The sequence below is a fragment of the Congregibacter variabilis genome, assembly GCF_045689235.1.
Classification (GTDB): domain Bacteria; phylum Pseudomonadota; class Gammaproteobacteria; order Pseudomonadales; family Halieaceae; genus Congregibacter; species Congregibacter variabilis.
Genome location: NZ_CP136864.1, coordinates 352089 through 378833, shown reverse-complemented (window position 1 = coordinate 378833; position 26745 = coordinate 352089). Strand labels below are relative to the sequence as shown.

Sequence of the window (26745 nt, the reverse complement as noted above, 5' to 3'; positions counted from 1 at the left end):
TTTCTGTGACGTTTAAATTATCATAAAAAAACCCCGCGAGAAGCGGGGAATCACAGGGACGATGCCGCTTGCACAGCACCGCAATCAAACAGTCAGAACTTGTAAGCCACACCTACGTTGTAAACCCAGGGATCGATATCTACGTCGAAGCTCACCCTGGCATTGGCTCCGCTGCCAGTAGTTACGTCTATGTCTGCAGTGGTGCCGATATCGATGTACCAAACGCCAAGGTTCAACGCCCACTTATCGCTCAGCGGTATATCCACGCCCGCCTGAGCTGCCAGGCCGAAAGAGTCATCCAGGGACAACTTTGCGGAGGTCACATCCAACAAGCCACCCAATACCGCCCCGAGTTCACTGTCGACTTTTTCGCTAAAAAATGTCGTGTAGTTCGCACCAAGGCCTAAATAGGGCTGCCAGCCCTCCATGCCACCCCGGGGGTACCACTGAAGACTAACAGTAGGGGGAAGATGCTTGGTAGAGCCGGCTGCCACAGGTAAATCTGCAAGATCAATGTCATGCTTAAAAGGTGTAGCGGCCAATAACTCTACACCCCAGTTATCAGACATCATCCAGGTTGCAATCAAACTGATGGCAGTTCCATTATCAACATCAACACCACCGGGTAAAATCGTTGGAGGATCCGTTGGCAACTCAATTGCATCACTGTCGCCACCAGGTACGACCGTCGCGATACCTGCGCGAAATACAATATCGCCCTGCTCGTAGGCTGCTGCACCCAGAGACACGAGGCTAATACCTGCCGCAGCGACTGCAATGACAAGCTCTTTCTTCATAACGACTCCACTCCTTTCCCATAATTTATGCCCTCAGGCACTGTATGGGGGCATAGTAAGAGCCCCTGGCTGTGATGGCATTGATGTCAATCAAGGTTATGACTCGGCCCTGTATAGTGATCGGGTTTTACGGCAAAAAGTCGGAGAGAAAGTTGTGCATCCTAATCATCGTCCAGCAGTGATCAGCAATCATAGTTGCGTTTGCACTCGCCCTACAGTGAGTCTGTAAATCGGCTATGCGACGTTTAAAACAAATGCTGCTTGCACTGCTACTGTGCTCCACCGCAGTAGCTCCAAGCTATGCGCAAGTCGCGCCTCGCGGGTCTGCAGTACCCTTATCCAGCGTTGGCAAACTCCATGTTCCAGGGCAGCGCTATGAGAACGGCTACGCGAAACACTTCGATGAGAGCTGTTCTGCAACGCTGATCACTGATAGTCCCCTAGCCCAGTCGTCCGAACTGATTATCAGTGCCTGGCACTGCCTGGAATTTTATCGGGATACCAGCAAAGCGCTCACCTTTCAAACATCAAACGGTGAAACCAGGAAAGCGAACCTCTTAAGTAGCGGCGGTAGTATGTACAGTGACTGGGCGCTCCTGCGACTGGATGCTCCCCTGCCGTCTCCCGCGGTGCTGACTTCCCCGAACAGCACACATACCAACACCGTACGTATGGCGGGTTACCCTCGCTTAGCTGCCCCCCAGATCAGGCTCAAGCTCACCGTGTCGGATTGTCAGGTCACAGGATCTGATGACGCGGATACCCGCAGTGATTGCGTGTTGCAAAAAGGCGCCTCAGGGGGCGCGGTGTTTTCCCGAAACAATGAGGAAAGATATCTAGGCGTAATCTCGCGCGGGGACGGCGAGTCTCTGAGTATTTATGTACCACTTGCGCGATTTCGCGCAAACATCAGCGGGTATCTGGAGAACTATCAGCTGCCCTAGCTGGCTGAGTATCGGCCTGATCAGTTTGAGGCACATCGACCTGGGACTCATCTTGCGACCCCTGATAACTGCGAGCCGCGCGCTCTCGAGTACGCGTCCTGCTTGCAGAGCCGTCGCCCTTTGCGGCTTTTAGTATGTCCTCCACTTCATCCACCGCACGGTCAATGGTTAGCTCTCCACTATCAGCATGATCATCAAACAAATTGATCATACGGTCCGAGCGGCGACCCAATACCATGAGTCGAAGATAGAGGCTTTTATCTACCTTGGGCTTTCGAACAACGTCAATAGCGAAAGCAAAAATGCTCAGGGGACTCAAAAGAAAATCTCGCAGCGCATCGGCTGCAAGCTTTAACTGGAAGACCATCACATGGCGCAATGCGGTAGACGTGCGAACGCGGCCGTCATCGTCACCCTCGTCATCACTAAACATACTGCGTCTCCCGCAATTCTCGACTGAGTCTAATACCAGCCGTCAACTGGACCCGACAAAAAGCTGTCTTCAGGCAATTCAAGCAGCGTGGGACGGTCTCTTCCGTTTGCCACTGACAGCGCCGCGGCCAGCGAGGCCAGGGAATCAACCTGCTGGGCATGACATCCCAGAGCAGTCGCTGCCGCGACAAAGTCCGGCGCATCGATGTCCACGCCTACGGGTTTTATACCGCTGGCAAGCATGCCTTCGCGAATCTCCCGATAACCATTGTTATTCCAAAGCAGCACTATAATCGGCAACTGCTCCTGCACGGCGGACGCAAGTTCCATAAACGTAAATTGCGCTGCTCCATCACCGATCAGAGCCAGCACCGGCACGTCTGACGGCAGAGCTCTGCGAGCGCCCATGGCAGCTGGGAGCGCATAACCCAGAGTCCCGCCCCCAGTCGCCGAATGGAAATATCGTCGCGCCGAAGAAGCCTCGTACTGCCACACAGCGTAGTAAGTCGGCAGGGTACTGTCGCCTACCAGGCATAAACCGGGAAGCGTCGAATGCAATAAATCGAACAGCGCCTGAATATCTTGATTCCAATGCCGCTCCTCTCTAATGGCAATCCTCGTCTGAGCCACCCGCGAGGCCCCACCGGAGTCCCCCCGATAACCGTCCAGAATACCCAGCAACGACGCAACGCTCTCCCGGGCATCCCCGCATAGCGCCAAATCCGACCGTTGGTTTCGACACAACTGAGCAGGATCTATATCGATTCTTGCCAACCAGGCAGGTTCAGGCATATCACCCAGGAACAGCATGTCGTAATCGGTCTCACCAAATTCTGTTCCAATGGCGAGCACGAGGTCGGACTCCGCGACGAGCGCACGTACGGCTGACAAACTCGGGCTACCACCGACCAGCAATGGATGTCCTGGCGGCAAAATTCCTTTTGCATTAACTGTATTCACCACGGGCGCAGCCAAAGTCTCTGCTAAGACCTGCATCTGCGGCGCCGCAGCGACCGCCCCGCCCCCCAGCAACAAAACTGGCTTGCGTGCCTGACGTAATTTATCCGCCAGTTCTTCCAGGCCACCGGCATTCGCAGCCGGCGGGCAAACCCGCGGCCAGGGCCTGGGCGACACATGAGCCGCATCCTGAACAATGACATCCATGGGGATTTGAATATGCACAGGCCCGGGTCTGGCACTGTCAAACACGGCAAATGCTCGAGCCAGCACTTTAGGTAACTCATCAGGGCGCATAAGCGTATGACTGAAACGACTGCATTGACGTGCCATTGCGCTCTGATCCGGTACTTCGTGCAGACGCCCCTCTCCCATACCCAGCTCCGCCCGGGCGGCAACAGCCGTGACAACCAGCATGGGAATCGAGTCGGCCAGCGCCTGAATCATGGGCGTTATGGCATTTCCAAGGCCCGGGCCAGAGATCAAAAAACAGGCCGCTGGTTTTCCGCTCGCTCTAGCGTAGCCGTCTGCCATAAATGCTGCCCCTTGCTCGTGGCGCGGCGAAATATGTCGAATACGGCTATTGCCCAGTCCTCGATAAAGCTGCACAGTGTGATTGCCCGGGATACCAAATACGGTATCAATACCGTAAGCCTCCAGAATCTGGACCAGGCGTTCTCCACAACTTACCGCGCCATCATTACTCATCTCAAAGCCCTTCGGCCTGTTCGGGGTGAGGCTGAATCACAGGGGCATCTCCAATGTGTTTTTCGCCGCGAGCTTTTGCCAGCTCCACTTGACGCTGCCTCTCTGCAAAGCGTTCACGCTGCTCATCGGATTGCAGTTCGATACAGTGAGGACAACTTACGCCTTTGACATAATCGGGCGACTGCAGGTCATCCTTACTGATGGGATGTCGACAGGCAAAACACTGGTCGTAACTCCCTCGCTCCAGAGCGTGATTCACCGCCACCCGCTCATCAAACACAAAGCACTCACCCTCCCAGCTGCTCGCCTTTTCGGGCACCTCTTCGAGGTATTTCAAAATCCCACCCTTGAGATGGAAAACCGAGTCAAAGCCCTGTTCCAAAAGGTACGACGAAGCCTTTTCGCAACGTATCCCGCCGGTACAAAACATTGCCACCTTGGAATTCTTGCTGGGATCGAGATTCTTCTCAACCCAGTCAGGAAAATCACGGAAGCTGGTAATGCCCGGATCAACTGCGCCTCGAAAGCTTCCTATGGCACATTCGTAATCATTACGGGTATCGATAAGCGTGACTTCGGGGTCTGCCAGTAGAGAGTCCCAGTCACCGGGAGAGACATAGGTCCCCACGACTCGATTGGGATCCACTTGAGGAACACCCATGGTGACAATCTCTCGCTTAAGTTTTACTTTCATGCGCAAGAAAGGTTGCTCGTCGTGCTGAGACTCCTTGTGCTCAAGGTCCGACAATCGGGGATCGGCGCGCAGCCACAGAAGAATCGCATCAAGGGCTTCCCGGCTTCCTGCTACGGTTCCGTTGATGCCTTCCTCGGCCAATAACAATGTTCCACGCAGACCCTGCGCTCGGCACTGCTCAAGCAGAGGCTCTCGCATGGCCTTGTAATCCGGGAGGGCAACAAACTTGTACAAAGCGGCAACGACCACAGTCATCAGGAGAGACCTCCTGCATCCGCTTTACTACCCCCTAGACAGTTCGGCGACGCAGGAGCCTCGCGTGTCTTCTGTGACCATTCCTGGGGGTCATAAAGATGCATCGCCAAAGCGTGGATAGGCCCGGCAAGTAAATCGGCCAGCTCCGCATAGACCGACTGATGCCGGGCTACCGCCCGCTTACCCTCGAACGACTGGGACACCATCACCAATCTAAAATGTGTTTCTGAATTTGCTGGCACGCTGTGTTGATGGCTTTCGTTGTCTAACTCCAGCCAATCCGGTGCAAATGCCTCGCTCAGACGGGCCTGCAACTGATCTTCGACGCTCATAAGTTCTCCTAAGCTAAGCGCGCAATTATACGCCTGCGGTGCGCGGGTTTCAGCCGACTCAGGTAAAGGTTTTCTCGGGGCCCGATGAAGCTCTATACTCAGACCATGGCTACCGACAATAACGAACGTTACGACATTGCCTTCGCCGGAGAGTGCCTCGAGGGTCACGACCCCGCGGCCGTGCGAGAAGCAATGGGCAAATTGTTCAAGGCGGACGACGCCACGCTGGAGCGTCTATTTTGCGGCACACGTCAGCGCATTAAACGAAACTGCGACAAGGCTACCGCTCTTAAGTACCAAAAAAGTCTGGCTGCCGCCGGCGCAAAGGCAATTATCACCCTGGCCACAGCTGCAAGCCCCGCGCTTGAGCCGGTGGCAAGTCCGGCGCCTGAGCAAGTTGTCAGCGAAGAGTCTGACGACGGTGATTTGACCCTATTACCCGGCGGCAGCGATATCCTTCGCCCCGATGAACGCACACAGCACCAGGAAGCAGCATTGGACCTGAGTCATATCTCTCTTGCAGAAACAGGGGATAGACTCAGTGAAGAAACCGTCGACAAGGGGCCCGCGGTCAATGCGCCGAACTTCGATGTCGCTGAGCCAGGGGCACAGATCGGGCCTGAACTTGCTCAAACACCCAGCGTTGCGCCAGACACATCAGCGCTGGACATCGCTCCCGTGGGCGAGGATCTGGGAGCGCACAGCTCACAGACAAGCCCGCCGGTATCGGTCAGCACCGAGCATCTCGCTCTTGCCGACACCGGCAGTGATTTGCTCAAGGCCGAGGAACGCAAGGTAAGTAATGAACAAGCCCCGGATACCAGTCATCTGGCGCTGGAACCCTCCGAGAACGAACCTAAAACCTGAGCAGGACCGTGAATACACAGACCCCCCCCGCGCCGGCGCTTCCACGCCGCCTAGCTGCCATCGTGTATGACACGCTACTGGTAGTCCCCCTCATCATGGTTTGCGTAGCCGTAGGCCTGGGCATACGCCAACTTCTGGGAAGCGCCGCTGACAGCTTGCTGCCAGCGACGCTCGTACAAATTATTGCCGTTTTCAGTTGTATCGGATTTTTTGGAACATTTTGGCTAAAAAGCGGCCAGACGCTTGGCATGCAGGCCTGGCGCATAAAACTGGTTCCCATGCCGGGCAATGAAATGACTTTTGGACGCGTAGTAACGCGCTGCGTGTCGGCACTGCTCTCCGCGGTCTGTTTGGGCCTGGGTTATTGGTGGTGCCTCTTCGACCGTCGCAAGCGCTGCTGGCACGACTATTTGTCCGGAACAGAGCTAGTGCTGCTGCCCAAAGTACCGAAAAAATCCGCAAAAAACCCAACGACGCATAAAGCATCAGATACTGAAAAAATCTGAGCGAAGTACTATCGCGGCTCAGGCCTTACGTAAAAGATAAAGCCCCACGAGCACGCAGGCCAAAACGGGTGCCAGAGCCGCATATAAGGGAGGGAACCCAAACACCAAACTTGCCGGCCCCAATAAGTCCTGGCTGAGCTGAAACAGTATTCCCACCATGACACCGGCGAAAATCCGAAATCCCAGAGTGCCATCTCGCAGCGGGCCGAATACGAATGAAATCGCAATCAAAACCAGGGCCGCCACGGCAGCCGGTTGCATGAGCTTTCGCCAGGTCGCCAGCTCAAAATCGGCAACGTCTTCCCCTTGGGTACGCAGAAACTCGGCGTAGTCCACCAGGTCAACCAGAGGTAGTTGCGAAGGTGCCACGTTTTCAAGCGACAGGATCTTCGGCGTGATATTGCTCGCCAGGAATATTTGAGCTTCTGTGCTGGTCTCAATGCTGTCTTTTAAAAACGTGGTGATCAGCACGTCTCGCAGCCTCCAACCCTCGCCGTCATACATACCGCTGTCGGCAAACAAGGCGCGACGCATCCAACCGTTAAGCTCGAACTCATAGACAGTGACACCAAATACTTCGTCGTCTCCCGAAACCGCCTGCACATGCAGAAAGACGTCTGCATCCCTGCGCCAAATACCTTGCCCGCTATCCACCTGCTTACCGGCGTAGCGAGCCAGCGCACGGCCGCTCTGCGCCTGTTGTTCTGCAGCAGGCGCCACATACTCTCCCAACAGAAATCCAAGCACAGCGATCACCAGCGCCTGCTTCAGAACCATCCAGGCTAGACGCGCATTTGAAATACCCGCGGCGCGCATCACCACAAGTTCGCTGGTTGAGGCCAACTGCCCCAGACCAATCAAGGCGCCAATTAAGGCGGCAAAGGGAATAAACTCATAAACCCTGCGGGGCATAGTCAACATGACGTAGCGCCCTATTTCCGCAAAACCGTAGCTATCGCTGCGACTATCCGACTCATCAATAAACGCCGAGAGCCCATCGATGCCAACAATCACGAGCAAGACCAGAAGAATAGAGAGCCAGACCGTGCGAGCAACATAACGATTAAGACGGCCCACCTACGACCTCCGTAAGCGACGAATGCGGTCTGGTCCGAACAGCAGAACCATAGCCAGACTAAAGAACGCCAGATGCAGGAGATACATTTGACTGATTTCCGCCTCACCTTCGGCGACACTGGTTCTAACACTCGCCAGCAAAAACAAATAGCAAAGGTGCAGCAACAATGCCGGAGCCAGTTTTATATAGCGTCCACGGCGATGGTTCGTTTTGCTCAGACTTAGGGCAAGCAGCGCAACAATGGGCACCATGAGCGCAACGGATAATCGCCAATGCAAAGCCGCTCGGTCCTCGTTATCGGCTGAATAAAGCAGCTGCAGTGTTGGCCTCGCATCTACCGGTTCGCTGCGGGCCAGCGAAGGTTCCTCGGGCAAGAGTTGTCCAAACTGTCCAAAACGAACAACCCTGTAGTCTGCTCGACCGGGGGTGCCATTGAATCGATAGCCGTCGCTTAGCTCCAGATAGCGTGCTCCGGTGGCTTCATCCACCACCACCGAACCGCGACGCGCCACGGTCACGTCGGCAACTGTCCGGTCATCTTCAGAACGCCCGGGGGCATAAAGAAACACCTGCCGAAGATCTCCGGCGTCCGGATCGATATCGGCAGCGTAGCTGACCGTGCCGTCGTCTCCGCGAGGCTGAAAGCGTCCCGCAGCCAACAACTGTAAGCCCTGTAAAGCCTGAGGATCGTTGAGCAGAGCCTCAGAGCGGGCAGCGCCTTGAGGTGTCACAAAGAGCGACAATCCAGCAACAACCAACATAACTAAAAACGCTGGGGCCAGGGTGAAGCGCGCCAGCTTTGCGGGGCCCACCCCACAAGCACTGAGAATCACCATCTCGCTCTCGACATAGAGCCGTCCATAGGACATCAAAATGCCAATGAACAGGCCCAGAGGCAGCAAAAGCTCCATAAATCCCGGCAAACGATAGAACATAACGGGCAAGAGAATTTCTGCTGCGAGCTTGCCTGACGCGGCTTCAGCGAGATACTTCACGAATCGTCCGGTAAGAATAATAGCCAACAAGACTGAGCTCACCGCCAGGGTGTGTCCCAGTACATCACTAGCTAAATAGCCGCGCAGCTTCATGCCGACCCAGAATTAAGGGAATGAAGGAGATGAATGAAGTGTCTGGAGAGTTCAGTTTGCACGCTGTTCATCTTACACTAGGGGCACTGACCTTTAAGAGAGAAATACCATGGCAGCTCTTCGCTTTTCCGTTAGCGATCCACAAAAAGTATCTGGCAAGCGCACAGAGTGCGCAATTCTTCCCCTGGGTAGCAAACTCAAACTCGATGACGCCGGTCGAGCGCTGTCCAAAGACAGTGCGGGTGTCGTCGCCGCAGCTCTCAAGGCGGGTGAGTTTAATGGGCAGGTTGGCGAGACCCTTTTAATTCATAGTCCGGGAACGGCCGCGCGTATTTTGATGGTGGGTGTTGGTGACGGCAAGCTCGAGCGCGGTGATTACCTCAAGCTCAGTAGCTCCCTGGCTCGTGCAGTTCTTGCGAGCAAGGCGAGCGAAGCGCAAATGCATATGGGTGCTCTAAAAGTCCGCAGCGCTGACTGGGAGTGGTTTTGCCAGCGAATCGCCACCGATATGGTGTACCAGAGCTATCGTTACGCACTGACCCTATCCAAGCCGAAGGCCGCGCCTACGCTTAGCCGCTTTGTATTGCTCAGCGATGATGCTGCTTTGGGTCGGCAGGCCAAGTCCGCCCTGAATCGCGGCGCTAAGGCAGGCGCAGGCATTAACCTCGCAAGAGAGCTGGCCAACACTCCCGCAAATTACTGCACACCGGAGCACCTGGCCAAAGAAGCCAGAAGATTGGCCCGAGGTAGTGACAAGGCGAGCTGCAAGGTTCTCAACGAAAAGGCGATGGCGGAGCTTGGGATGAATTCTCTGCTATCGGTTACCGCAGGGACTGCCACGCCAGCAAAGCTCATCGTCCTTGAATACAAAGGCGGTAAGCGCGGTGATGCACCCCACGTGCTTGTGGGTAAAGGCATAACTTTTGATAGTGGCGGCATCTCTCTCAAGCCCGGCGCAAAAATGGACGAAATGAAGTTTGATATGGGCGGAGCCGCAAGCGTTCTGGGCACCATGCAAGCCGTGATGGACATGGGCCTGCCCCTGAACATCGTTGCGATTATCGCCGCAGCAGAAAACATGCCCAGCGGCACGGCAACCAAGCCAGGGGACGTCGTAACATCCATGGCAGGCATTACCATTGAGGTACTCAACACCGATGCTGAAGGCCGTCTGGTCCTCTGTGATGCTCTTACCTACGCCGAGCGCTTCAAGCCGGCAAGCGTCGTAGACATCGCGACTCTCACGGGCGCCTGTGTGGTCGCCCTGGGAAGCCATGCCTCGGGTTTGTACGCCAACGATGAAGATCTCGCCAAGCAGCTACTGGATGCTGGCACAGCGAGTCATGATCGGGCCTGGCGCATGCCGCTGTGGGATGACTATCAAAAGCAGCTGGACAGCAACTTTGCCGATATGGGCAATATCGGCGGTCCCGGTGGTGGCAGTATCACGGCCGCCTGCTTCCTGGCGCGCTTTGCCACCAAATACAACTGGGCGCACCTCGATATTGCAGGCTCGGCCTGGGACTCCTCGCCCAAGGGAGCCACGGGGCGACCAGTGGGACTGCTTACGCAATATTTGTGCGATCGGGCAGCCGGCGGTTGACCCGCGTCGGTTTCTATATTGTTGAGAATACGGACGCCGAAAGTCGAACGCGACTGGCCCTTCGCCTCACGGAGAAGGCCCACAAGCGCGGGCACAGGATCTTTATTCACAGTGAGAACGAACAGCAGGCCAGGCAGCTCGACGAGCTGCTTTGGACCTTTCGACCTGCCAGTTTTCTGCCCCATGCCCTATGCAGCGACAACGCTACAGAACAGATTTGCATTGGCTGGGGTCAGGAACCCCAGGGTCACGATGACCTACTGATCAATTTGCAGACCAGCGTGCCCGATTTCATCGGCCGCTTTCAGCGAGTGGCGGAGCTTGTCAATCAGGAACCCGCCAGACTAGAGGCTTTGCGTCACTCCTGGCGGCACTATCGCGAGCGAGGTTATGCGTTGGAAGAACACAGGCTCCCCAGCGTATAATCTGGCGCTTGGTGTTTAGGCATTTCTGTTTAAATTTTCTGATCACACTCAAAACGCGCAAGCGAATCCAAGCTTTGCCTCAGCTTGGGCCTCGAACCTCGCGAGACTGATAAATCATTTATGGACAAGACATTCCAACCCGCAGACATTGAACAGCGCTGGTACCAGAGCTGGGAAGCTGCCGGCTATTTTGCTCCCAAAGGCGGCGACGAGCCCTACTGCGTAATGATTCCGCCGCCGAATGTTACCGGCAGCCTGCACATGGGCCACGGCTTTCAGGAAACCATCATCGATGCCTTGGTGCGCTATCACCGCATGGCCGGCTACGACACGCTTTGGCAGGTGGGTACCGATCATGCAGGGATCGCCACACAAATGGTCGTTGAGCGTCAGCTGGCGGCAGAGGGTAAAGACCGGCACGAGATGGGCCGCGAAGCCTTTATCGAAAAAATCTGGGATTGGAAGGCAACATCCGGCGGCACAATCACACAGCAGCTGCGTCGTTTGGGTGCATCTCCTGATTGGTCGCGAGAGCGTTTCACCATGGATGAGGGTCTGTCCCAGGCCGTCCAGGAGACGTTCATCCGCCTGTACCGCGAAGGTCTGATCTATCGCGGTCAGCGCCTCGTCAACTGGGATCCGGCACTACACACCGCCATCTCAGACCTCGAGGTCGTATCTGAGGAAGAACAGGGCAAACTCTGGCACTTCCGCTACCCCTTGTCGGACGGTTCAGGACACCTCACGGTAGCCACAACCCGTCCAGAAACGATGCTCGGTGATGCGGCTGTTGCGGTGCACCCTGACGACGAGCGCTATGCACATCTGGTCGGCAAGGAGATTGACCTGCCGCTGTGTGATCGACGAATACCTATCATCGCGGATGACTATGTAGATCCAGAGTTTGGTACAGGTTGCGTCAAGATCACCCCCGCCCATGATTTTAACGACTACGAAGTGGGTCAACGCCACGACTTACCACTTTTGAATGTCTTTGACGATGATGCAGCGATTAACGATCACGCGCCAGAATTCTATCGAGGTATGGATCGTTTCACCGCGCGCGAAAAGATTATCGACGACTTGCGTCATCTGGGGCTTCTGGAAAAAACAGACGACCACACTCTGAAGGTTCCCCGGGGCGATCGAAGCGGCGTCGTTATCGAGCCGTATCTCACTCAGCAGTGGTATGTGGATGCCAAAGCCCTCGCCGGGCCTGCAATCCACGCTGTGGAGAGCGGACAAATCGAATTCGTACCCAAGCAGTGGGAAAACACCTATTTTGCATGGATGCGCGACATACAGGATTGGTGTATCAGTCGTCAGCTGTGGTGGGGTCACCGAATCCCTGCGTGGTTTGATGCCGAGGGCAATATTTACGTCGGCGCCGACGAGTCCAGTGTTCGCGCGGAGCACGGTCTTGACGATGCCCTCCCCCTGCATCAGGACGAGGACGTCCTGGATACCTGGTTTTCCTCGGCGCTATGGACCTTCAGCACTCTGGGATGGCCCGAAGACACCGAAATGCTCCAACGCTATCACCCCACCAGTGTCCTTGTTACCGGCTTTGACATCATCTTTTTCTGGGTCGCTCGCATGATAATGATGACTCTGCATCTTCGCGGCGAGGTCCCGTTCAAGCAGGTCTATGTGCACGGCCTCGTGCGCGACGCCGAAGGCCAGAAGATGTCCAAATCCAAGGGCAACGTGCTTGACCCTATCGATCTTATCGACGGCATTGATCTGCCAGGCCTCATGGAAAAACGCACCGCGGGGCTCATGCAACCAAAACAGGCGGAACGTATTCGTGAGGCCACGCAACGCCAGTTCCCCGATGGCATTAACGCCTACGGCACAGACGCTCTGCGGTTTACCTTCTACTCGCTTGCAGCTACCGGTCGCGACATCAAGTTCGACATCGGCCGTATCGAAGGCTTTCGAAATTTTTGTAACAAAATATGGAACGCAGCGCGCTACGTACTCATGAACTGCGAGGGAAAAGACTGCGGCCTTGACCCTCAACTGCCAGTGACTTTGGGAACCTCAGAGCTGTGGATCGAAAGTGAATTGCAGCGGGTACTGGAGCGGTTTCGACATTCTATTACCAGCTATCGATTCGACCTTGCGTCCCAGGGACTTTATGACTTCATATGGAACGAGTATTGCGACTGGTATTTGGAGTTGTCAAAAGTATCGCTCAGAGACGAGAGCGACCCGGCAGCAGCAAGAGGGACGCGAAGAACATTGATTCGTACCCTAGAAAAAAGCCTGCGGGCACTACATCCATTAATGCCATACATTACCGAAGAGATCTGGCAAAGCGTCGCCCCACTGGCGGGAGCATCCGGCCCAACAATCATGCTTCAGGAATTCCCTCGGGAAGATGCCACTCTGATCAACGAGCCTGCGATAGCCAACATTGAATGGCTAAAAAACTTTGCCTTGGCAGTGCGCACAATCCGCGGTGAGATGAATATACCACCGGGCAAGCGTCTGCCCGTTCTACTAAGAGAGGGAAGCCCAGAGGACCCCGAGCGAATCGAGGCGCTGAAGGCACAGCTGAAACAACTCGCCGGACTCGCCTCCATCGAATGGTTAACGGGAGATGCACCCGCCAGTGCTACCGGACTGTGCGGCAAACTGGAGATACTTGTCCCTCTTGCAGATCTCATTGACCGGGACGCGGAGCTCGCACGCCTGGACAAAGAGATCGAAAAACTTAAGGGAGAGTTGAAGCGCATAGAAGGAAAACTCAATAATGCGGGCTTTGTAGCCAAGGCACCCGCAGAAGTAGTAGCAAAAGAAGAAGAGAAACTGCGTTTTCAGCAAACATCTCTCGAAAAACTACTGCTGCAACGAGAGCAGTTGGGTAATATCCCCTCATAGACTGACCGTAGAGTCAGCTTAAAAAAATGTAATACCGAGGAATGTTCGATGAGCGAAAGGATTAACGGCACTGTTAAGTGGTTTAACAACGCCAAAGGATTTGGATTTATTACCGGCGAAGGTTTCGACGGCGATGTCTTCGTGCATTTTCGCTCAATTCAGGGGGACGGTTTCCGGACTCTGAATGAAGGCGAAGACGTCGAGTTCACGTTAACTGATGGCCCGAAAGGTCTGCAGGCCGAAGACGTCGCCAAAATTTAGTTATTCGCCCCTATGGGGCGGCCACCATCACTTTAAGGAGTCTCATGTCTATTCCAGGCAAACTGCTGATCGCCCTGCTTTCAGCACTGGCAGCGTCAGCTGCCGCAGCAACGTTCTACGAGAGCCACACCATCGGCAGCCTTTTCCCCGCAGCAGCGATAGCAGCAATACTCGCAGTGGTACTCAGTCATCGCGCGCTACCCATGCCCGCAAGCCTCAGCACCGGGGGCAAACCCGCGCAGTCAAAGCCCACTTCAAAGAAGGCAAAAGCAAGCAAAAAGCCGAAAGTCGATAAGAAGGCCGACAAGAAGCCCGAGAAAAAGGCCGATAAAGCGGTAACAAAATCTACGGGAAAACCTGAACAGGGCACGGTGAAGTGGTTTAACGGCACCAAGGGCTTTGGTTTCATCATTCGCGACAATGGCGAAGAAATATTTGTACATCATCGGTCCATTGTCGGCGAAGGTCGGCGCAGCCTGCGTGATGGTGCCGCCGTGAAGTACCGCGTAGTTACCACTGACAAGGGCCCACAGGCCGAAGAAGTAGAGGCTATCGATTAAGCGTGGCGGTCATCAGGCAACACCGCTTTCGAGGCGTAGTACTCCCTACATCCAGCCACCCGGAAATTCGCAGAACCAAGCGAGAGCAGGATGCGCCCTCTATTCATGGCAACAAGCTCTGGAAGTCGAGCTGCCTGGTAATTGATTATCTTCACAAGAACCCTGATCCCGCTCCTGAGCGGGTTTTAGACGCTGGCTGTGGCTGGGGTATCGCCGGTATTTGGTGCGCCAAGCAGTATGGAGCACAGGTGACGTCGGTGGACGCCGACCCCAACGTGTTCCCTTTTTTGGACGTGACAGCCACGCTCAATGGAGTCAGCACTGAATCTCGCGTCGCGCGCTTTGAGGGGCTCAACGGCAAATTCCTCAGTGGCTTTGACACGCTCATCGCTGCTGATGTCTGCTTCTGGGATGAACTCGTGGGCCCCGTGAGTAACCTGGTCAATCGCGCTATCAAGGCCGGCGTAAAGCGCATCATCATCGGTGACCCGGAGCGTCCTACTTTTCACGAGATGGCGCTGCGCTGCGTTGACCGCCACGGAGGCGAGGTTCTGGAATGGCAGACCAAGGGTAGTCTTGCAGCAAGCGGTGCCCTGCTGGTCATCAACAACTATTAGCTATTGGGCGCCCTCTCCGCTGATGTTCGCCGCAACGGGCTCTCAACTCAGGGGCTGAAGAGCCAGTAGCTAACCGGGATGTTCTCTGCGGCCGATACTTGGCCGTTTTTAATAACAGGTCTAAAGCGGGTCGCTGCAATATAGCGCTGGAGCTGTATGGCCGATCGCTGCCACCGCGGCGCAAGCGGTGCTGTATCTGCCGAGGCCCGGCCGTTTTCCCTAACGCTTAAGCGAACTGCCATCGGCCCTTCGCCTTCCTCCAAACCCCGTTCGAAAAACACACCGTTGTCCGGAAGCGCTACCGGCTGGGAAAACCACCGCTGTGCGAGTTCATGTAAACCCTCAGTGCGCAGCTCAGTCCAAAGGTCCTCGTAGAAGCCCCGCGCTTCGCGAGTGGCACCATGCCACTGCAGCCAATCGGCCAGCGCCAGTACCGCTTCTGCGCGAGCCTTGGATTCCTGCGGTGGAATGACCGCCAGCAACTCCTCAATGAGGCCGCGACCGGTCCCGCGAACCATTCGTTGCAGACTCTCCAACCTCTCCTGTTGCAGGTTAAAATCTCGGGGGTCTTGTGAGCGGTAAAAACCATTGCGTTGCTTCCCAAGCAAGGGCTGGGGCTGGGGCCGTATCATGTCTTCTATGAGATAGAGGGTTTTCAGCTGACTAAACGTAGCGTCCGCCAACCGTCGAAAATCCAGATCATCCACCTGCAAAACGAGACTAGCAAGTAGGTCCTCATGCAAACCATGCAAGCGCAACAATCTAGGCATTGGATCGCTATCCAAACCACGGCGCAGCGCCTCCCGCTGCCAGCGCAGGTATTCCATCACTGCACTCCAGCGCAAGCCGTCCCAAGGCGGCCGGCCCGAGCCATACAGGCGAAAAAAGTAATCGTACCGCTCATCCAGCGCGGCGAAATCCCCGTCGCGACGCAGGCTGTCCAAAATTGCGCGAAGAATCGGCCTTTGTGCTGTGCTGTATAGCCCATCGTTAACCCGAATCAGGTGCAGGGCTCTGTCCCGGCTGTGTCTGGCATCCTCCCGAGCCCCCACTGCTTCCTGCGCTCTTGCAAGCTCGTCCAGTGTTTCTGCTAAACCCACTGCGTAAGGCCCGTCGCGGAACTCCTGCTGCGTCAGCCGCTCGCTGATTGCACGAACCAGCTCGGTCATCTCTGGCTTGGCCATCGGCGCCGGGGCGAGCACCATGGCTGGGCCCTCTTCTTCCGCCCAAGTCGCGTCCAGTTGAACAAAGTTTTTACCATAGGGCTGCGCGGCCCCCACGGCATGGGCCGTAAAAAGCAGAAGCTTCAGAAAGATGAGTGTCGGTAATAGACGCATAGAGTCGATATAATGACGCAACTTTATGTCCGACACACCTTCTGAACTCCTATGAGCAAAAAACAACGCCGGGATATCCCGCGCTTCGCGCATCCTATTATCGAGACACACTGCCACCTTGATTACTTGGACGCCGATGCCCTTGCCGAAGAACTGCAGGCTGCACGCGAAGTTGGGGTCGAGCGCATAATCACCATCGCGGTAAGCCCCGGCAATCTTGCGACAGTGCAAGCTATGGCGCAGAGCCAAGACCGAGTTTTTTGTACTCAGGGTGTACATCCCCACGAGGCAGAAAGCTATGCCGACGAGGTAGACGAGCGCATACGCAACGGAGCTGCAAACCCGAAGGTAGTAGCTATTGGCGAAATAGGCCTCGATTATTTTTACGATCACGCGGATAGGGCCGTGCAACGCAAGGTCTTCGCCGATCAACTGGCTATTGCCGCGGACTGCCAGCTTCCCGTGGTTATCCATAGCCGGGACGCCGACGACGATATGCAGGCCATATTGAGCGAGCATTTAGACGCGCTTCCCAAACGTGGGGTCATCCACAGTTTCAGCTCCGGGCTATCCCTGGCCGAATTCGCTATCGAAGCTGACTTCATGCTCGGCTTTAACGGAATGGTCACTTTTAATAGCGCTGACAATGTCAGGGATGCGGTCGCGCTGACCCCGGTAAGCCAAATACTCCTGGAAACGGACGCCCCCTACCTCACACCAGTGCCATATCGGGGACGCAGTAATGGCCCCAGATACATTCCATTTGTCGCCGAAAAAATAGCAGAGATTAAAGATTTGCCCATCGAGAACCTCCTCATCGAGTGTTATGCCAACAGCGAACGTTTGTTTTTCCCAAAGCCACAGGAGGAAGCCGCGCAATGAGCTACGCCATTGGACAGCGCTGGCTGAGCCACGCAGACAGTGAATTAGGCTTGGGCATTATTGTGGAGCTGGATGGACGCAGGGTCAGCGTGCACTTTCCGGCGGTAGAAGAAGAGCGTACCTACGCTACAGAAAACGCCCCGCTCACCCGAGTAAAACTTCGCGAGGGGGATTCTTTGCACACCCGCGATGGACGCAAGCTTCAAGTGCTTGCGGTCCACGAGGAGCAGGAGTTGCTAATTTACGAGGTAGCCAGTGACGGCCAGCGTGAACTGGTAGCCGAGCTGGACCTTGACGATCACATAGATCTGGCAACCCCCCGGCAGCGCCTCTTGGCCAGCCAAATTGACAGCCATTCAGCCTTTGCCCTGCGTATGCAGACCTGCACACACATCCACGAACTTCAGCAAAGCGGACTCCGAGGGCTTCTGGGCACGCGCACCGCGCTTCTCCCACACCAGCTGTTCGTTGCTAACGAAGTCGGTAAACGTCATGCACCCCGAGTTCTCCTCGCTGACGAAGTTGGTCTTGGAAAAACCATCGAAGCAGGGATGATTCTTCATCGCCAGTTACTCAGCGGAGACAGTCGCCGCGTCCTCATCATGGTTCCCGAGTCCCTGCAGTTTCAATGGTTAGTGGAGATGCGCCGTCGCTTCAACCTTCAATTTGCTTTGTTTGATGAATCACGTCTTGCAGAGGGCGACGAAGGTCTTAATCCTTTCGAAGAGGAGCAGTTGGTGCTTTGCGCGAGCACGCTGTTTCTGGACCCCAATGCACGGGCTCTGGCGCTAGACGCTGATTGGGACATGCTCATCGTTGACGAAGTGCACCGTCTGGCCTGGAGCGCAGATGCACCGAGCGAGGAATTCCTGTTCTTAGAAACTATGGCCGCACAGGTCCCGGGACTATTGCTACTTACCGCTACGCCGGAGCAAGTGGGACAGGAGGCTCACTTCGCACGACTCTCGCTGCTTGATCCGGAGCGATTCCATGACTTTCCGGCATTTGTTGAGGAAGAGTCTCAATATAAGCGCTGGAGCACTCTTATCGATGCGCTTGATAAAGGTGAGCCAGCACAAGGATTGCCTGCGGACATCGATCCCAATGCGTCCGCAGAAAGCCAGATTGCCGCCCTCTTGGACCGTTATGGAACCGGTCGGGTATTGTTTCGCAACGCCCGGGCAAGCGTCGGCGGCTTTCCGGCGCGAGAAATGCACCCTCACCCGTTGCCCGCGGTAGACAATCCAATCTACCAGGATCTCTACCCAGACCTACACATTGACACTGAGCAGTGGCTACAGGAAGACCCACGTGTGGCTTGGCTCGTAGGGCAGCTCAAGTCACTACGTCCCGAAAAGGTTCTGGTGATCTGTGCCAAAGCAGAAACGGCACTGGCGCTGGAGAGTTATCTGCAGCTTCGCGCAGGCATTCGCTCAGCAGCTTTCCACGAGCAGCTAAGTCTTATTGAGCGTGACCGAGCCGCAGCGTATTTTGCTGAACAGGAACAAGGGGCTCAGGCCCTCATATGCTCAGAGATTGGTGGTGAGGGTCGAAATTTTCAGTTCGCGCAGCACCTGATATTGTTTGATCTTCCTGAGCATCCAGATCAATTAGAGCAGCGAATCGGACGTTTGGATCGCATCGGCCAGCGGGATCGTATTTTCATTCACGTTCCCTACATACAAGGCAGCGCTCAGGAAACACTCATGCGCTGGTATCACGAAGGCATCGACTTGTTCCGGGCCAGCTGCTCAGCCGGCGACATGATCCTCACAAAATTCAAGATTGAGCTGGAAAAACAACTTCGCCAGCGCGGCCCGGACTTTGATCAACTCCTGGAGCAGACTGCCACTTTCACGGCGCGCACGAGAAAAGAGTTAAGCGAGGGTCGCGATAAGCTTTTGGAGCGAAGCTCTTGCAATGCTGAGCAAGGCCTTGCCCTGGGCAAGGCCATTAGCGACATCGAAGATCCGGTAAGTTTGGGGGAATACCTCGAGACGCTTTGTGCCGTAACCGGTATCGAGCACGAAGAACACGGCGAGCACAGCAGTATCTTACGTCGGGGCGAACAGGAATTACTCGAGGTTTTCCCGGAGGTGCCTGAGGACGGTTGCACGGTGACAGTGTCCCGGGATCTGGCGCTTCAACGGGAAGACTGGATATTCCTGGGCTGGGAGCATCCCTGGATGGAGAATGCCATGACAACAGTGTTGGGCAGCTCACTGGGGCAGGCCAGCGTCGGTGCAATGACCCTCAAAGGCGTTCCCGGAGGATCAAGGCTGTACGAGCTGTTGTTCACGGTATCGCTAAGCGCGCCGCGAGCACTCGGCTTACAACGTTACCTCCCTTTGGCACCCCGGCGTCTGCTCCTTGATGCCAACGGCCGTGACTTAAGCAAGCTCTTAAGTCACGAACGCCTGAACGAGCGCGTCGAAAAGCTTCCGCGAGGAACGGTGAGCAAGATTGTTCGCCAGCTTCGCGAGGAGATCGAAGCCCGAATCGATGACGCCGAGAAGAGTTTCGCCAGCGAACTGGAGGCCCGTCAAGCCGAAGCCGCAGCACAATACGGTAAAAAGCTGGACGAAGAGATTGCGCGATTGAGTTCCTTAAGAGAGGTCAACCCAGCTATCCGCCGCGAGGAGATCGACGACCTGCGAGATCGCCGTGCTGCGGGACTCGCGGCGCTCGGCACCGCACGAGCCACACTTCAGGGCGTGCGACTAGTGCTAAGCCGCTGAGAGAACGGATTTAAACCAGCTTTGGAACGGTCTACATCAGCCGGAGACGTCCTGCCCGCCATCAAGAACAAGAATATGGCCCGTAACAAATGCCGATGCTCGAGAGCAGAGGTAGATAGCGGTTCCTGCAGCATCTTCCGGTGTGCCAATACGTCCCCGGGGGATTGCTTTAGCCATCTCAGCTTCGTGCTCCAGTAAGTGCGCAGTCATTTTGCTGGGAAAGAATCCAGGTGCGATGGCATTCACATTCACATTCGAGGAAGCCAGATCTACAGCGAGCTGTCGCGTTAAATGATGCACAGCTGCCTTGCTCGCCGTATACGAATAGTTTTGCAGCGGGGCATAGGACAAACCATTAATTGATCCAATATTGACAACCCGTGCCGGATCTTCCGCTGTCCCCGAGGCCCTTAGTTGCGACAGCAGGGCCTGAGTAAGAAAGAACACAGACTTCACATTCAGATCCATGACCTTGTCCCAGCCACTTTCTGGGAACTCATCCAACGGCGCGCCCCAGGACGCTCCGGCGTTATTGATCAAAATATCAACTTTTGACTCTCGCGCAGCAATCTCCTTTGCAAACGCTGCGACTCCCTCTGACTCGGCTAAATTTCCGGGCACCGCAATACACTCCCCGATCCTGGAAAGCTCATCGGCGGTTGCCTGAAGTTCATCGGCACGTCTTGCAGTTATGTAGGTCTTCACCCCGCTCTGAACAAAACCTCGCGCGATCATTGCACCAATGCCCCGAGAACCACCGGTTACTACGGCTACTTTGCCCTGAAGTTTAAAAAGGTCTTTCATAGTCGAACAACTCCTGATTTCTTTGCCGAGGGAGGTCTCGTTTTCGAACTCCCTCGATGCCTGCCTATTTACATGAGCGCTGATAAAGAGCGTTTATCAACTGATCACGGGTGTCTGCCGGGTCAATCACGGCATCTATCTCAAGATGAGCTGCAGCTTCCAGGGCCTTACCCTTTTCGTAGAGCTCGGCTAAAAGCCTGTCGAACAAATGTTGTCGTTGCTCAGGATCCGACACTGCCTCTAGCTCTTTGCGATATCCCAGTCGCACGGCGCCCTCCAGTCCCATGCCTCCAAATTCACCGGTAGGCCAGGCGGCGGCAAAATGAGGTACCGCAAAACTCCCTCCGACCAATGCCATGGCACCAAGTCCGTAAGCCTTACGTAAAAACACCGCCAAAATAGGCACCGTCAGGGATGCAGCACTTTCGAACAAGCCGGACATACGATGCACCGCGCCCGCCGTTTCGCTGTCCGGCCCCACCATAAACCCCGGCGTATCTACCAGCGACACTACCGGCAGACCCGTGCGATTGCACAGATTCAGAAATCTCGAAGCCTTATCAGATGCATCGCTATCCACAGCGCCGCCCAATTGCTGACAGTCGCTGGCCAAAACGCCTACGGCACGCCCCCCGAGTCGGGCAAACCCGGTAATAACACTACGCCCATAGACTCTACGCAGTTCGGTAAAACTCTTCACATCAAATAGGCGCTCGATAATATCGCGTACCGGATAACTCCAACGACGATCTTCGGGCAGGGCGTCTCGCAGCGGTTTTTGGTCCTGTGCGACCCCCGGAGGAACATCGCCCTGGAAATACCAGAGAACACGCCGGGCCATGGCAGTAGCTCCCGCTTCGTCGTCCACCAGGATATCAATCACACCATTTCGCCACTGGACCTCTGACGGCCCGATTTCATCGGGACGAAAACTACCGAGCCCACCGCCTTCGATCATTGCCGGACCGGCCATACCAATGCTCGATGCGCGGGTGGCAATGCGAACATCGCCCGCGCCAAAAAGCGCTGCGTTCCCCGCAAAGCAGTACCCATTGTTTACGACAATCCTGGGCATCCCGGTATTCAGTGCTGCCCAGCTGGCGAAGGTATCGACATTGAGACCCGCTATTTGGGTCGTAACATCCGTGTCCCCCGGACGGCCCCCACCGCCCTCGGTGTACATGATCACCGGCAAGCGCTGGCGCGCAGCTATGCAAAGCATTCGATCAATCTTGGCGTGGTGAAAAAAGCCCTGGGTCCCGGCCAACACACTGTAGTCATATATGACCAGCGCCGTACGCGACTCGGCAGAGGCAAAGTACTCGCCGTTTACTGAGCCTACCCCAGTGATTACACCGTCAGCCGGTGTCTCTCTTTGCAGTTCTTCATAGTCGCGACGCTGTCGCTGGGCGGCCACGGCGAGGGCGCCGTATTCTACAAAGGGCCCATCGCGAAGTAAGTCGGCAAGATTCTCTCGCGCAGTGCGAAAACCCTTCTTGCGTCTTCGCTCTACAGCCCCGGGCCGTCCCGCATCGCTGCCGCGAGCTATTCGCTCGCGCAGTTCCCTCAGCTCTTGGCGATCCTTGGAACTCACAACTAGCTCTCCTGCTGGAACAGTATCGTTAGCGGCCCTTAAAGACCGGTGGACGCTTCTCGAAGAACGCGGTTACACCCTCGGTTGAATCCTCGCTCGAAATACAAATACTTTGCATGGCGGCCTCCTGCGAAATCATTTCCGCGAAATTCATCTCAGCAGCCATAGACAAGGCCTTCTTGCTGAACTGCACGGCAAGCGGAGCCTTCTTTGCCAAGTCAGCCGCCCACTCCAGCGTCGCTTGCGTTTCCTCGCCTTCTTCCACGACTCGATTACACAAGCCCAACTCAAGGCAGCGCTCAGCGTATAGCCGTTCACCACCAATGATGACCTCTAGTGCACGTTTGCGTCCCAGAGCGCGCAGCAGTTGCCAGGTTGCCCCACCATCGGGAATTAGGCCGATAGCAGCAAAAGCCTGATACAGATACGCGCCCTTAGTCATCACAACCAGATCGCAGGCCATCATATAAGCGCTGCCGATGCCCGCTGCAGGACCGCTCACCTCGGCAATCCACAGTTTCTGGGATTCAGTAATCCCAAGGATGCTCGGCTTATACTCGCTTTTGAGCAAGTGCTCGGTCATGGGGCCTACTTGTGAGGCGTCACCTGCGAATCCATCCTCCAGATCAGCACCTGCACTAAACGCCCGACCGGCGCCAGCCAGAATAATGACCCTCAACTGTGGATCAGCATTCAGCGCATTCACCGCCGACATCATTTCCTGACGCAGAGCTGTGGAAAAAGTGTTCAGTTTCTCTGGACGATTCATCACCAGACGGGCAACTGGTCCGTGCTTTTCTATTAACAATGTATCGTAGGTCAAGTCGCTCATCGTATGTTCCCTAACTGTTCTGTAATTATGCGGCGCAGGAGCGTCAACCTAGCTTATCGCGCCAGCCTCGCGCAGAGCGGCGATTTCCTGCGCTTCAAACCCCATTGCGCCCAGCACCGATTGCGTGTCCGCGCCATTGGCATGAGCCCCGTGCTCCACCTTGGATGGTGTGCGGGAAAACCGCGGTGCGGGTGCGGGCTGTACGACACCATCAAGTTCAATGTAGCTATCCCGGGCGATAGCTGCACTGTGTTGCGGTGCCTCGGTGAATCGCAGCACCGGTGCAAAACAAACGTCAGTACCCTCCATCAACTCGCACCATTCGTCTCGAGTCTTGCGCCGAATCACTTCCCCAAGGGCCTGTTTTTGCTCCGGCCAACGCTGGGCATTGTTCTGTTCTGCAAAATCCGCATCGGACAGCCCGGCCTTCTCCATAAGAAGCGCATAAAACTGCGGTTCAATAGACCCGATAGAGACATACTCGCCGTCGGAACACTCGTAGGTATTGTAGAAGTGAGTGCCGCCATCAAGCATATTCGCTTCACGTTGCTCGGCATTCCAAAGTCCCGCTGCCTCAAAGGTATGAAACATCCACATCAGCTGCGCAGCGCCGTCCACCATTGCTACATCAATGACCTGCCCCTGCCCAGAACTTGCTGTTTCAAGTAAGGCTGCCAGAACACCATTGACCAATAACATACCCCCACCGCCCATATCGCCAACCAGATTCAATGGCGGCATGGGGCGACCCGCTGCTTCGCCATTGGCATACAAAGCCCCTGTGAGTGCGATGTAATTTATGTCGTGACCTGCTGCCGCAGCCAAAGGCCCGTCTTGCCCCCAACCGGTCATGCGGGCAAAAATCAGTTTGGGATTCCGCGCCAGACAAGTCTCGGGACCCACGCCCAGTTTTTCACAGACACCGGGGCGAAAGGGATCTATGACTACATCGGCGTTTTCCACCATGCGCAGAAGCGCTTCGACGCCCTGCGCTGACTTGAGATTCAAAACTACTGACTTCTTACCCCGACCGCTGACACTCTCCAGCGGTGACGGCGCGTTTGCGGCCGCCCGATCGACACGAATTACTTCAGCACCCAGATCGGCAAGCATCATGCCCCCCATGGGCGCCGGCCCAATGCCCGCCAATTCGATAACGGTATATCCGTTGAGTGGTCCCATTGACGCTGTCTCCTGACTCAAAAGTTGCGAGTGTTAAAAGGCTGGTAACTGTCACCCAGGCAATCACGACTCACAATAATCTTCATTACCTCGGAACTACCCGCGTAAACAGTCGCAATCTTTGCGTCGGTAAACTGTCGACTAATGGGGTACTCATCCATGTAACCCGCACCGCCATGCAACTGCACACCAATATCAGCAACCTTGACCTGCAGCTCGCTGGTAACCAGCTTGGCTTTTGCTGCGTCAACCGCGGTGAGTTCGCCTGCGTTAAACGCTGCAACACACTGGTCCACATAGTTCTGGGCGATATCAAGGTCCGTACGCAACTCTGCAAGCTTGAATTGCGTATTCTGAAATGCTGCCAGTGGCTTTCCAAAAGCTTTACGCTCCTTGACATAGGCACAGGTTAAATCCCAGGACAGCTGTGCCGCCGCCAGATAACCACAGGCACCTATCAAACGCTCTTCTGCAAGCCCTTCCATGAGGTAAATAAAGCCTTTATGCGGCTCGCCAAGAACATTCGCCTTGGGCACTCGGACGTCGTTAAAAAACAGCTCCGCGGTATCCTGCGCTTTCATACCCATCTTCTCGAGATTACGACCTCGTTCAAATCCAGGCATACCGCGCTCCACAACAAACAGTGTCATGGCATGGGGGTTGTTATCAGGGTCAGTCTTGGCCGCTACGATGACGACGTCGGCGTTGATACCGTTGGAAATATAAGTCTTTGATCCATTGAGGACCCAGTGGTCACCATCCTCTACGGCAGTGCTTCGCATGCCGGCAAGATCACTGCCCGCATCGGGTTCGGTCATAGCAATAGCCAATATGATATCGCCGCTGGCGCAACCTGGCAGAAAACGCTGGCACTGTTCTTCGCTACCAAACCGCGTGAAATAAGGCCCTACCAACCGACTGTGCAAAGTGCTGTACCAGTCGCCCACGCGCGCGTAGGCCGTTTCCTCGATAATCACCTGCTCAAAGCGAAAGTCTGGATCACCCATACCGCCGTACTTTTCGTCAGGCCAGACCATGAGGAACCCTCGCTCGCCAGCCTTACGGAAAGCCTCGCGATCAACGATCCCCGCATCTCGCCAAGATTCCATATGTGGCACAATCTCGGTACTGAGGAACTTGCGATAAGCATCGCGAAACATGACCTGCTCTTCGGTAAACGCGCGGGGCAGCATTAGACTCTCCTTTCCATCAACTAATAGATCCAGCGGCGCAGTATGGTTTTCGCTTCAAAAGGCAACAATGACTGCCATTAACAGAGAAATTGACCCCAAATGACAGGGCGTTTCGTACAGTCAACGACCGCACAGTGGATACAGCTGTGAGCGGCGCAAACAACAAAGTCTCTGTGTCGGTGCACTTCGTGCAAGCGATTCTGAAACACTGTCTGGACGCAGGCATTGATACTCAGGCCCTGCTGCGGCGTCAGCGAATACCCCCGCGACTAGTGCTCGAACCACAGGCGAGAATTAGCGTCCAGCAGCTCGCCGACCTGCAAACCAGTGCGATGCAGGCGTTGGGCGACGAAAGTCTCGGTTACGCCGAACGCGCCATACCCCTGGGCACCTGGGACATGATGTGTCACGCCGTGATCACCTCGCAGACGCTGGGCCAAGCGCTCAATAGACACTGTCGGTTTTTTGAGCTGATGGCCAATGGAATACCCCTGAAGCTGGCTATCGAAGGCGATGAGGCCCGGGTGGAACTGGCCCCCTCCGCGAGCGCTCACGGCGCGTACTTTTCGGAGCTATGTTTACTGAACACCCACCGGTTTGCCTGTTGGCTGGTGCAAGAGGAACTGCCACTACGCGAAGTGCACTTTGAGCACTCGCCGAGTACCCGGGCAATCGACTATCGATTGATGTTTGTAGGCAACCCAGTGAGCTTTGAGCAAAACGACACCAGCCTTATTTTTGGCGCCTCTTTGCTGGAAAAACCCGTTATGCAGACGCCGGAATCGCTGCGGCGCTACCTACGCCATCCGGTCCTGACAATGCTCACAACAAGTTACGACTTTAGCTGGACCGCCAAAGTCAGGGCGCAGCTTCGCCAAAATCTGCTGTTCATGCCCGAACTCCCGGACGTCGCCGCTGCGCTGGACTTACATCCCCAGACCTTGCGCCGGCGCCTCGCGGCTGAAGGCAATACCTTCAAACAGATAAAAAGTGACATTCGCCGCGATACCGCGCTACATTTTTTGGGCAAACGGTCTCTGAGCGTCGAGGAAGTGGCCCATAGAGCGGGTTTCTCGGAAGCCAGTGCGTTTATCAGAGCTTTTAAAGGCTGGACCGGCCTTACTCCCTACTCTTACCGAAAAGGGCTATAACATGTATTGGCCGGCGTCCTCC

At 55.5% G+C, this 26745-nt stretch carries 25 protein-coding genes; 12 read left to right on the top strand and 13 right to left on the bottom strand.

The genetic code is table 11. From position 1 onward, the window contains the following. Window positions 1-92: 92 nt before the first annotated feature. Complete coding sequence (locus R0135_RS01680; RefSeq protein WP_407348532.1) at window positions 93-797, bottom strand: OmpW/AlkL family protein; 705 nt, start codon at window positions 795-797, stop codon at window positions 93-95. A 236-nt stretch (window positions 798-1033) separates the two neighbouring features. On the opposite strand from R0135_RS01680, the gene R0135_RS01675 reads away from it, so the two are divergent. Next, the gene (locus R0135_RS01675; protein WP_407348531.1) at window positions 1034-1741 is read left to right on the top strand and encodes a serine protease; all 708 of its coding nucleotides are present in this window, start codon (window positions 1034-1036) and stop codon (window positions 1739-1741) included. Here the strand turns inward: R0135_RS01675 and R0135_RS01670 are convergent. The 4 genes from R0135_RS01670 to R0135_RS01655 are packed head-to-tail and all read right to left on the bottom strand — an operon-like array spanning window position 1707 to window position 5119. Beyond that, window positions 1707-2174 carry a hypothetical protein gene (locus R0135_RS01670; protein ID WP_407348530.1) on the bottom strand — a complete coding sequence of 156 codons (468 nt, stop codon included), beginning with the start codon at window positions 2172-2174 and terminating at the stop codon, window positions 1707-1709. The genes R0135_RS01675 and R0135_RS01670 overlap by 35 nt on opposite strands. Window positions 2175-2203: 29 nt before the next feature. After that, window positions 2204-3838 carry a 5-guanidino-2-oxopentanoate decarboxylase gene (locus tag R0135_RS01665; protein ID WP_407348529.1) on the bottom strand — a complete coding sequence of 545 codons (1635 nt, stop codon included), beginning with the start codon at window positions 3836-3838 and terminating at the stop codon, window positions 2204-2206. A 1-nt stretch (window position 3839) separates the two neighbouring features. Further along, entirely contained in the window at window positions 3840-4787 is a 948-nt protein-coding gene (locus tag R0135_RS01660; RefSeq protein ID WP_407348528.1) for a rhodanese-related sulfurtransferase, read from the bottom strand. Continuing rightward, the gene (locus tag R0135_RS01655; protein ID WP_407348527.1) at window positions 4787-5119 is read right to left on the bottom strand and encodes a BolA family protein; all 333 of its coding nucleotides are present in this window, start codon (window positions 5117-5119) and stop codon (window positions 4787-4789) included. The genes R0135_RS01660 and R0135_RS01655 overlap by 1 nt, the downstream gene beginning before the upstream one ends. Before the next feature lie 84 nt (window positions 5120-5203). Here R0135_RS01655 and R0135_RS01650 point away from each other — a divergent pair, with 84 nt between their 5' ends. Beyond that, complete coding sequence (locus tag R0135_RS01650) at window positions 5204-5986, top strand: hypothetical protein (protein ID WP_407348526.1); 783 nt, start codon at window positions 5204-5206, stop codon at window positions 5984-5986. An 8-nt stretch (window positions 5987-5994) separates the two neighbouring features. After that, window positions 5995-6492: an RDD family protein gene (locus tag R0135_RS01645; protein WP_407348525.1), complete on the top strand. Its 498-nt coding sequence runs from the start codon at window positions 5995-5997 to the stop codon at window positions 6490-6492. 18 nt (window positions 6493-6510) lie between these two features. Here R0135_RS01645 and lptG read toward each other — a convergent pair whose 3' ends face one another. Further along, entirely contained in the window at window positions 6511-7569 is a 1059-nt protein-coding gene (gene lptG, locus R0135_RS01640; RefSeq protein ID WP_407348524.1) for an LPS export ABC transporter permease LptG, read from the bottom strand. Further along, window positions 7570-8658 carry an LPS export ABC transporter permease LptF gene (gene lptF / locus R0135_RS01635; RefSeq protein WP_407348523.1) on the bottom strand — a complete coding sequence of 363 codons (1089 nt, stop codon included), beginning with the start codon at window positions 8656-8658 and terminating at the stop codon, window positions 7570-7572. A 109-nt stretch (window positions 8659-8767) separates the two neighbouring features. On the opposite strand from lptF, the gene R0135_RS01630 reads away from it, so the two are divergent. The 6 genes from R0135_RS01630 (at window position 8768) to R0135_RS01605 (ending at window position 15010) form a co-directional block, all read left to right on the top strand. Further along, entirely contained in the window at window positions 8768-10261 is a 1494-nt protein-coding gene (locus R0135_RS01630; RefSeq protein ID WP_407348522.1) for a leucyl aminopeptidase, read from the top strand. After that, the gene (locus R0135_RS01625; RefSeq protein WP_407348521.1) at window positions 10258-10686 is read left to right on the top strand and encodes a DNA polymerase III subunit chi; all 429 of its coding nucleotides are present in this window, start codon (window positions 10258-10260) and stop codon (window positions 10684-10686) included. The genes R0135_RS01630 and R0135_RS01625 overlap by 4 nt, the downstream gene beginning before the upstream one ends. Before the next feature lie 120 nt (window positions 10687-10806). Further along, window positions 10807-13572 (top strand): valine--tRNA ligase, encoded by a 2766-nt coding sequence (locus tag R0135_RS01620; RefSeq protein WP_407348520.1) that lies wholly within the window; start codon window positions 10807-10809, stop codon window positions 13570-13572. Window positions 13573-13620: 48 nt separating this feature from the next. Beyond that, window positions 13621-13833 carry a cold-shock protein gene (locus R0135_RS01615; RefSeq protein ID WP_407348519.1) on the top strand — a complete coding sequence of 71 codons (213 nt, stop codon included), beginning with the start codon at window positions 13621-13623 and terminating at the stop codon, window positions 13831-13833. A gap of 371 nt (window positions 13834-14204) precedes the next feature. Continuing rightward, on the top strand, window positions 14205-14393 hold the full coding sequence (locus R0135_RS01610) for a cold-shock protein (protein ID WP_407349858.1): 189 nt from the start codon (window positions 14205-14207) through the stop codon (window positions 14391-14393). Between the two features lie 2 nt (window positions 14394-14395). Further along, entirely contained in the window at window positions 14396-15010 is a 615-nt protein-coding gene (locus tag R0135_RS01605) for a class I SAM-dependent methyltransferase (protein WP_407348518.1), read from the top strand. Between the two features lie 47 nt (window positions 15011-15057). Here R0135_RS01605 and R0135_RS01600 read toward each other — a convergent pair whose 3' ends face one another. Next, entirely contained in the window at window positions 15058-16383 is a 1326-nt protein-coding gene (locus R0135_RS01600; protein WP_407348517.1) for a hypothetical protein, read from the bottom strand. Window positions 16384-16398: 15 nt separating this feature from the next. On the opposite strand from R0135_RS01600, the gene R0135_RS01595 reads away from it, so the two are divergent. Together R0135_RS01595 and rapA are read left to right on the top strand one after the other, a co-directional pair. Then, entirely contained in the window at window positions 16399-17229 is an 831-nt protein-coding gene (locus tag R0135_RS01595) for a TatD family hydrolase (protein ID WP_407348516.1), read from the top strand. After that, on the top strand, window positions 17226-19967 hold the full coding sequence (gene rapA / locus R0135_RS01590; protein ID WP_407348515.1) for an RNA polymerase-associated protein RapA: 2742 nt from the start codon (window positions 17226-17228) through the stop codon (window positions 19965-19967). Before R0135_RS01595 ends, rapA begins: the two co-directional genes overlap by 4 nt. Window positions 19968-20003: 36 nt before the next feature. Here rapA and R0135_RS01585 read toward each other — a convergent pair whose 3' ends face one another. The 5 genes from R0135_RS01585 to R0135_RS01565 form a co-directional block, all read right to left on the bottom strand. After that, on the bottom strand, window positions 20004-20771 hold the full coding sequence (locus R0135_RS01585; RefSeq protein WP_407348514.1) for an SDR family oxidoreductase: 768 nt from the start codon (window positions 20769-20771) through the stop codon (window positions 20004-20006). A gap of 64 nt (window positions 20772-20835) precedes the next feature. Then, window positions 20836-22365, bottom strand: coding sequence for an acyl-CoA carboxylase subunit beta (locus tag R0135_RS01580; RefSeq protein ID WP_407348513.1), 1530 nt, complete (start codon window positions 22363-22365; stop codon window positions 20836-20838). 28 nt (window positions 22366-22393) lie between these two features. Next, a complete protein-coding gene (locus R0135_RS01575; RefSeq protein WP_407348512.1) occupies window positions 22394-23197 on the bottom strand; it encodes an enoyl-CoA hydratase/isomerase family protein in 804 nt (267 codons plus the stop codon). A gap of 48 nt (window positions 23198-23245) precedes the next feature. Next, window positions 23246-24379 carry a CaiB/BaiF CoA transferase family protein gene (locus R0135_RS01570; protein WP_407348511.1) on the bottom strand — a complete coding sequence of 378 codons (1134 nt, stop codon included), beginning with the start codon at window positions 24377-24379 and terminating at the stop codon, window positions 23246-23248. 17 nt (window positions 24380-24396) lie between these two features. Continuing rightward, on the bottom strand, window positions 24397-25572 hold the full coding sequence (locus R0135_RS01565) for an acyl-CoA dehydrogenase family protein (protein ID WP_407348510.1): 1176 nt from the start codon (window positions 25570-25572) through the stop codon (window positions 24397-24399). Between the two features lie 146 nt (window positions 25573-25718). Here R0135_RS01565 and R0135_RS01560 point away from each other — a divergent pair, with 146 nt between their 5' ends. After that, complete coding sequence (locus R0135_RS01560) at window positions 25719-26723, top strand: AraC family transcriptional regulator (protein WP_407348509.1); 1005 nt, start codon at window positions 25719-25721, stop codon at window positions 26721-26723. Window positions 26724-26745 lie beyond the last annotated feature (22 nt).

Excerpts from the sequence above, each read along its gene's own strand:
- R0135_RS01680 (WP_407348532.1), bottom strand. The coding sequence starts at position 797 with ATGAAGAAAGAGCTTGTCATTGCAGTCGCTGCGGCAGGTATTAGCCTC.
- R0135_RS01675 (WP_407348531.1), top strand. The coding sequence starts at position 1,034 with ATGCGACGTTTAAAACAAATGCTGCTTGCACTGCTACTGTGCTCCACC.
- R0135_RS01670 (WP_407348530.1), bottom strand. The coding sequence starts at position 2,174 with ATGTTTAGTGATGACGAGGGTGACGATGACGGCCGCGTTCGCACGTCT.
- R0135_RS01665 (WP_407348529.1), bottom strand. The coding sequence starts at position 3,838 with ATGAGTAATGATGGCGCGGTAAGTTGTGGAGAACGCCTGGTCCAGATT.
- R0135_RS01660 (WP_407348528.1), bottom strand. The coding sequence starts at position 4,787 with ATGACTGTGGTCGTTGCCGCTTTGTACAAGTTTGTTGCCCTCCCGGAT.
- R0135_RS01655 (WP_407348527.1), bottom strand. The coding sequence starts at position 5,119 with ATGAGCGTCGAAGATCAGTTGCAGGCCCGTCTGAGCGAGGCATTTGCA.
- R0135_RS01650 (WP_407348526.1), top strand. The coding sequence starts at position 5,204 with ATGAAGCTCTATACTCAGACCATGGCTACCGACAATAACGAACGTTAC.
- lptF (WP_407348523.1), bottom strand. The coding sequence starts at position 8,658 with ATGAAGCTGCGCGGCTATTTAGCTAGTGATGTACTGGGACACACCCTG.
- R0135_RS01630 (WP_407348522.1), top strand. The coding sequence starts at position 8,768 with ATGGCAGCTCTTCGCTTTTCCGTTAGCGATCCACAAAAAGTATCTGGC.
- R0135_RS01620 (WP_407348520.1), top strand. The coding sequence starts at position 10,807 with ATGGACAAGACATTCCAACCCGCAGACATTGAACAGCGCTGGTACCAG.
- R0135_RS01615 (WP_407348519.1), top strand. The coding sequence starts at position 13,621 with ATGAGCGAAAGGATTAACGGCACTGTTAAGTGGTTTAACAACGCCAAA.
- R0135_RS01595 (WP_407348516.1), top strand. The coding sequence starts at position 16,399 with ATGAGCAAAAAACAACGCCGGGATATCCCGCGCTTCGCGCATCCTATT.
- rapA (WP_407348515.1), top strand. The coding sequence starts at position 17,226 with ATGAGCTACGCCATTGGACAGCGCTGGCTGAGCCACGCAGACAGTGAA.
- R0135_RS01585 (WP_407348514.1), bottom strand. The coding sequence starts at position 20,771 with ATGAAAGACCTTTTTAAACTTCAGGGCAAAGTAGCCGTAGTAACCGGT.
- R0135_RS01575 (WP_407348512.1), bottom strand. The coding sequence starts at position 23,197 with ATGAGCGACTTGACCTACGATACATTGTTAATAGAAAAGCACGGACCA.
- R0135_RS01570 (WP_407348511.1), bottom strand. The coding sequence starts at position 24,379 with ATGGGACCACTCAACGGATATACCGTTATCGAATTGGCGGGCATTGGG.
- R0135_RS01565 (WP_407348510.1), bottom strand. The coding sequence starts at position 25,572 with ATGCTGCCCCGCGCGTTTACCGAAGAGCAGGTCATGTTTCGCGATGCT.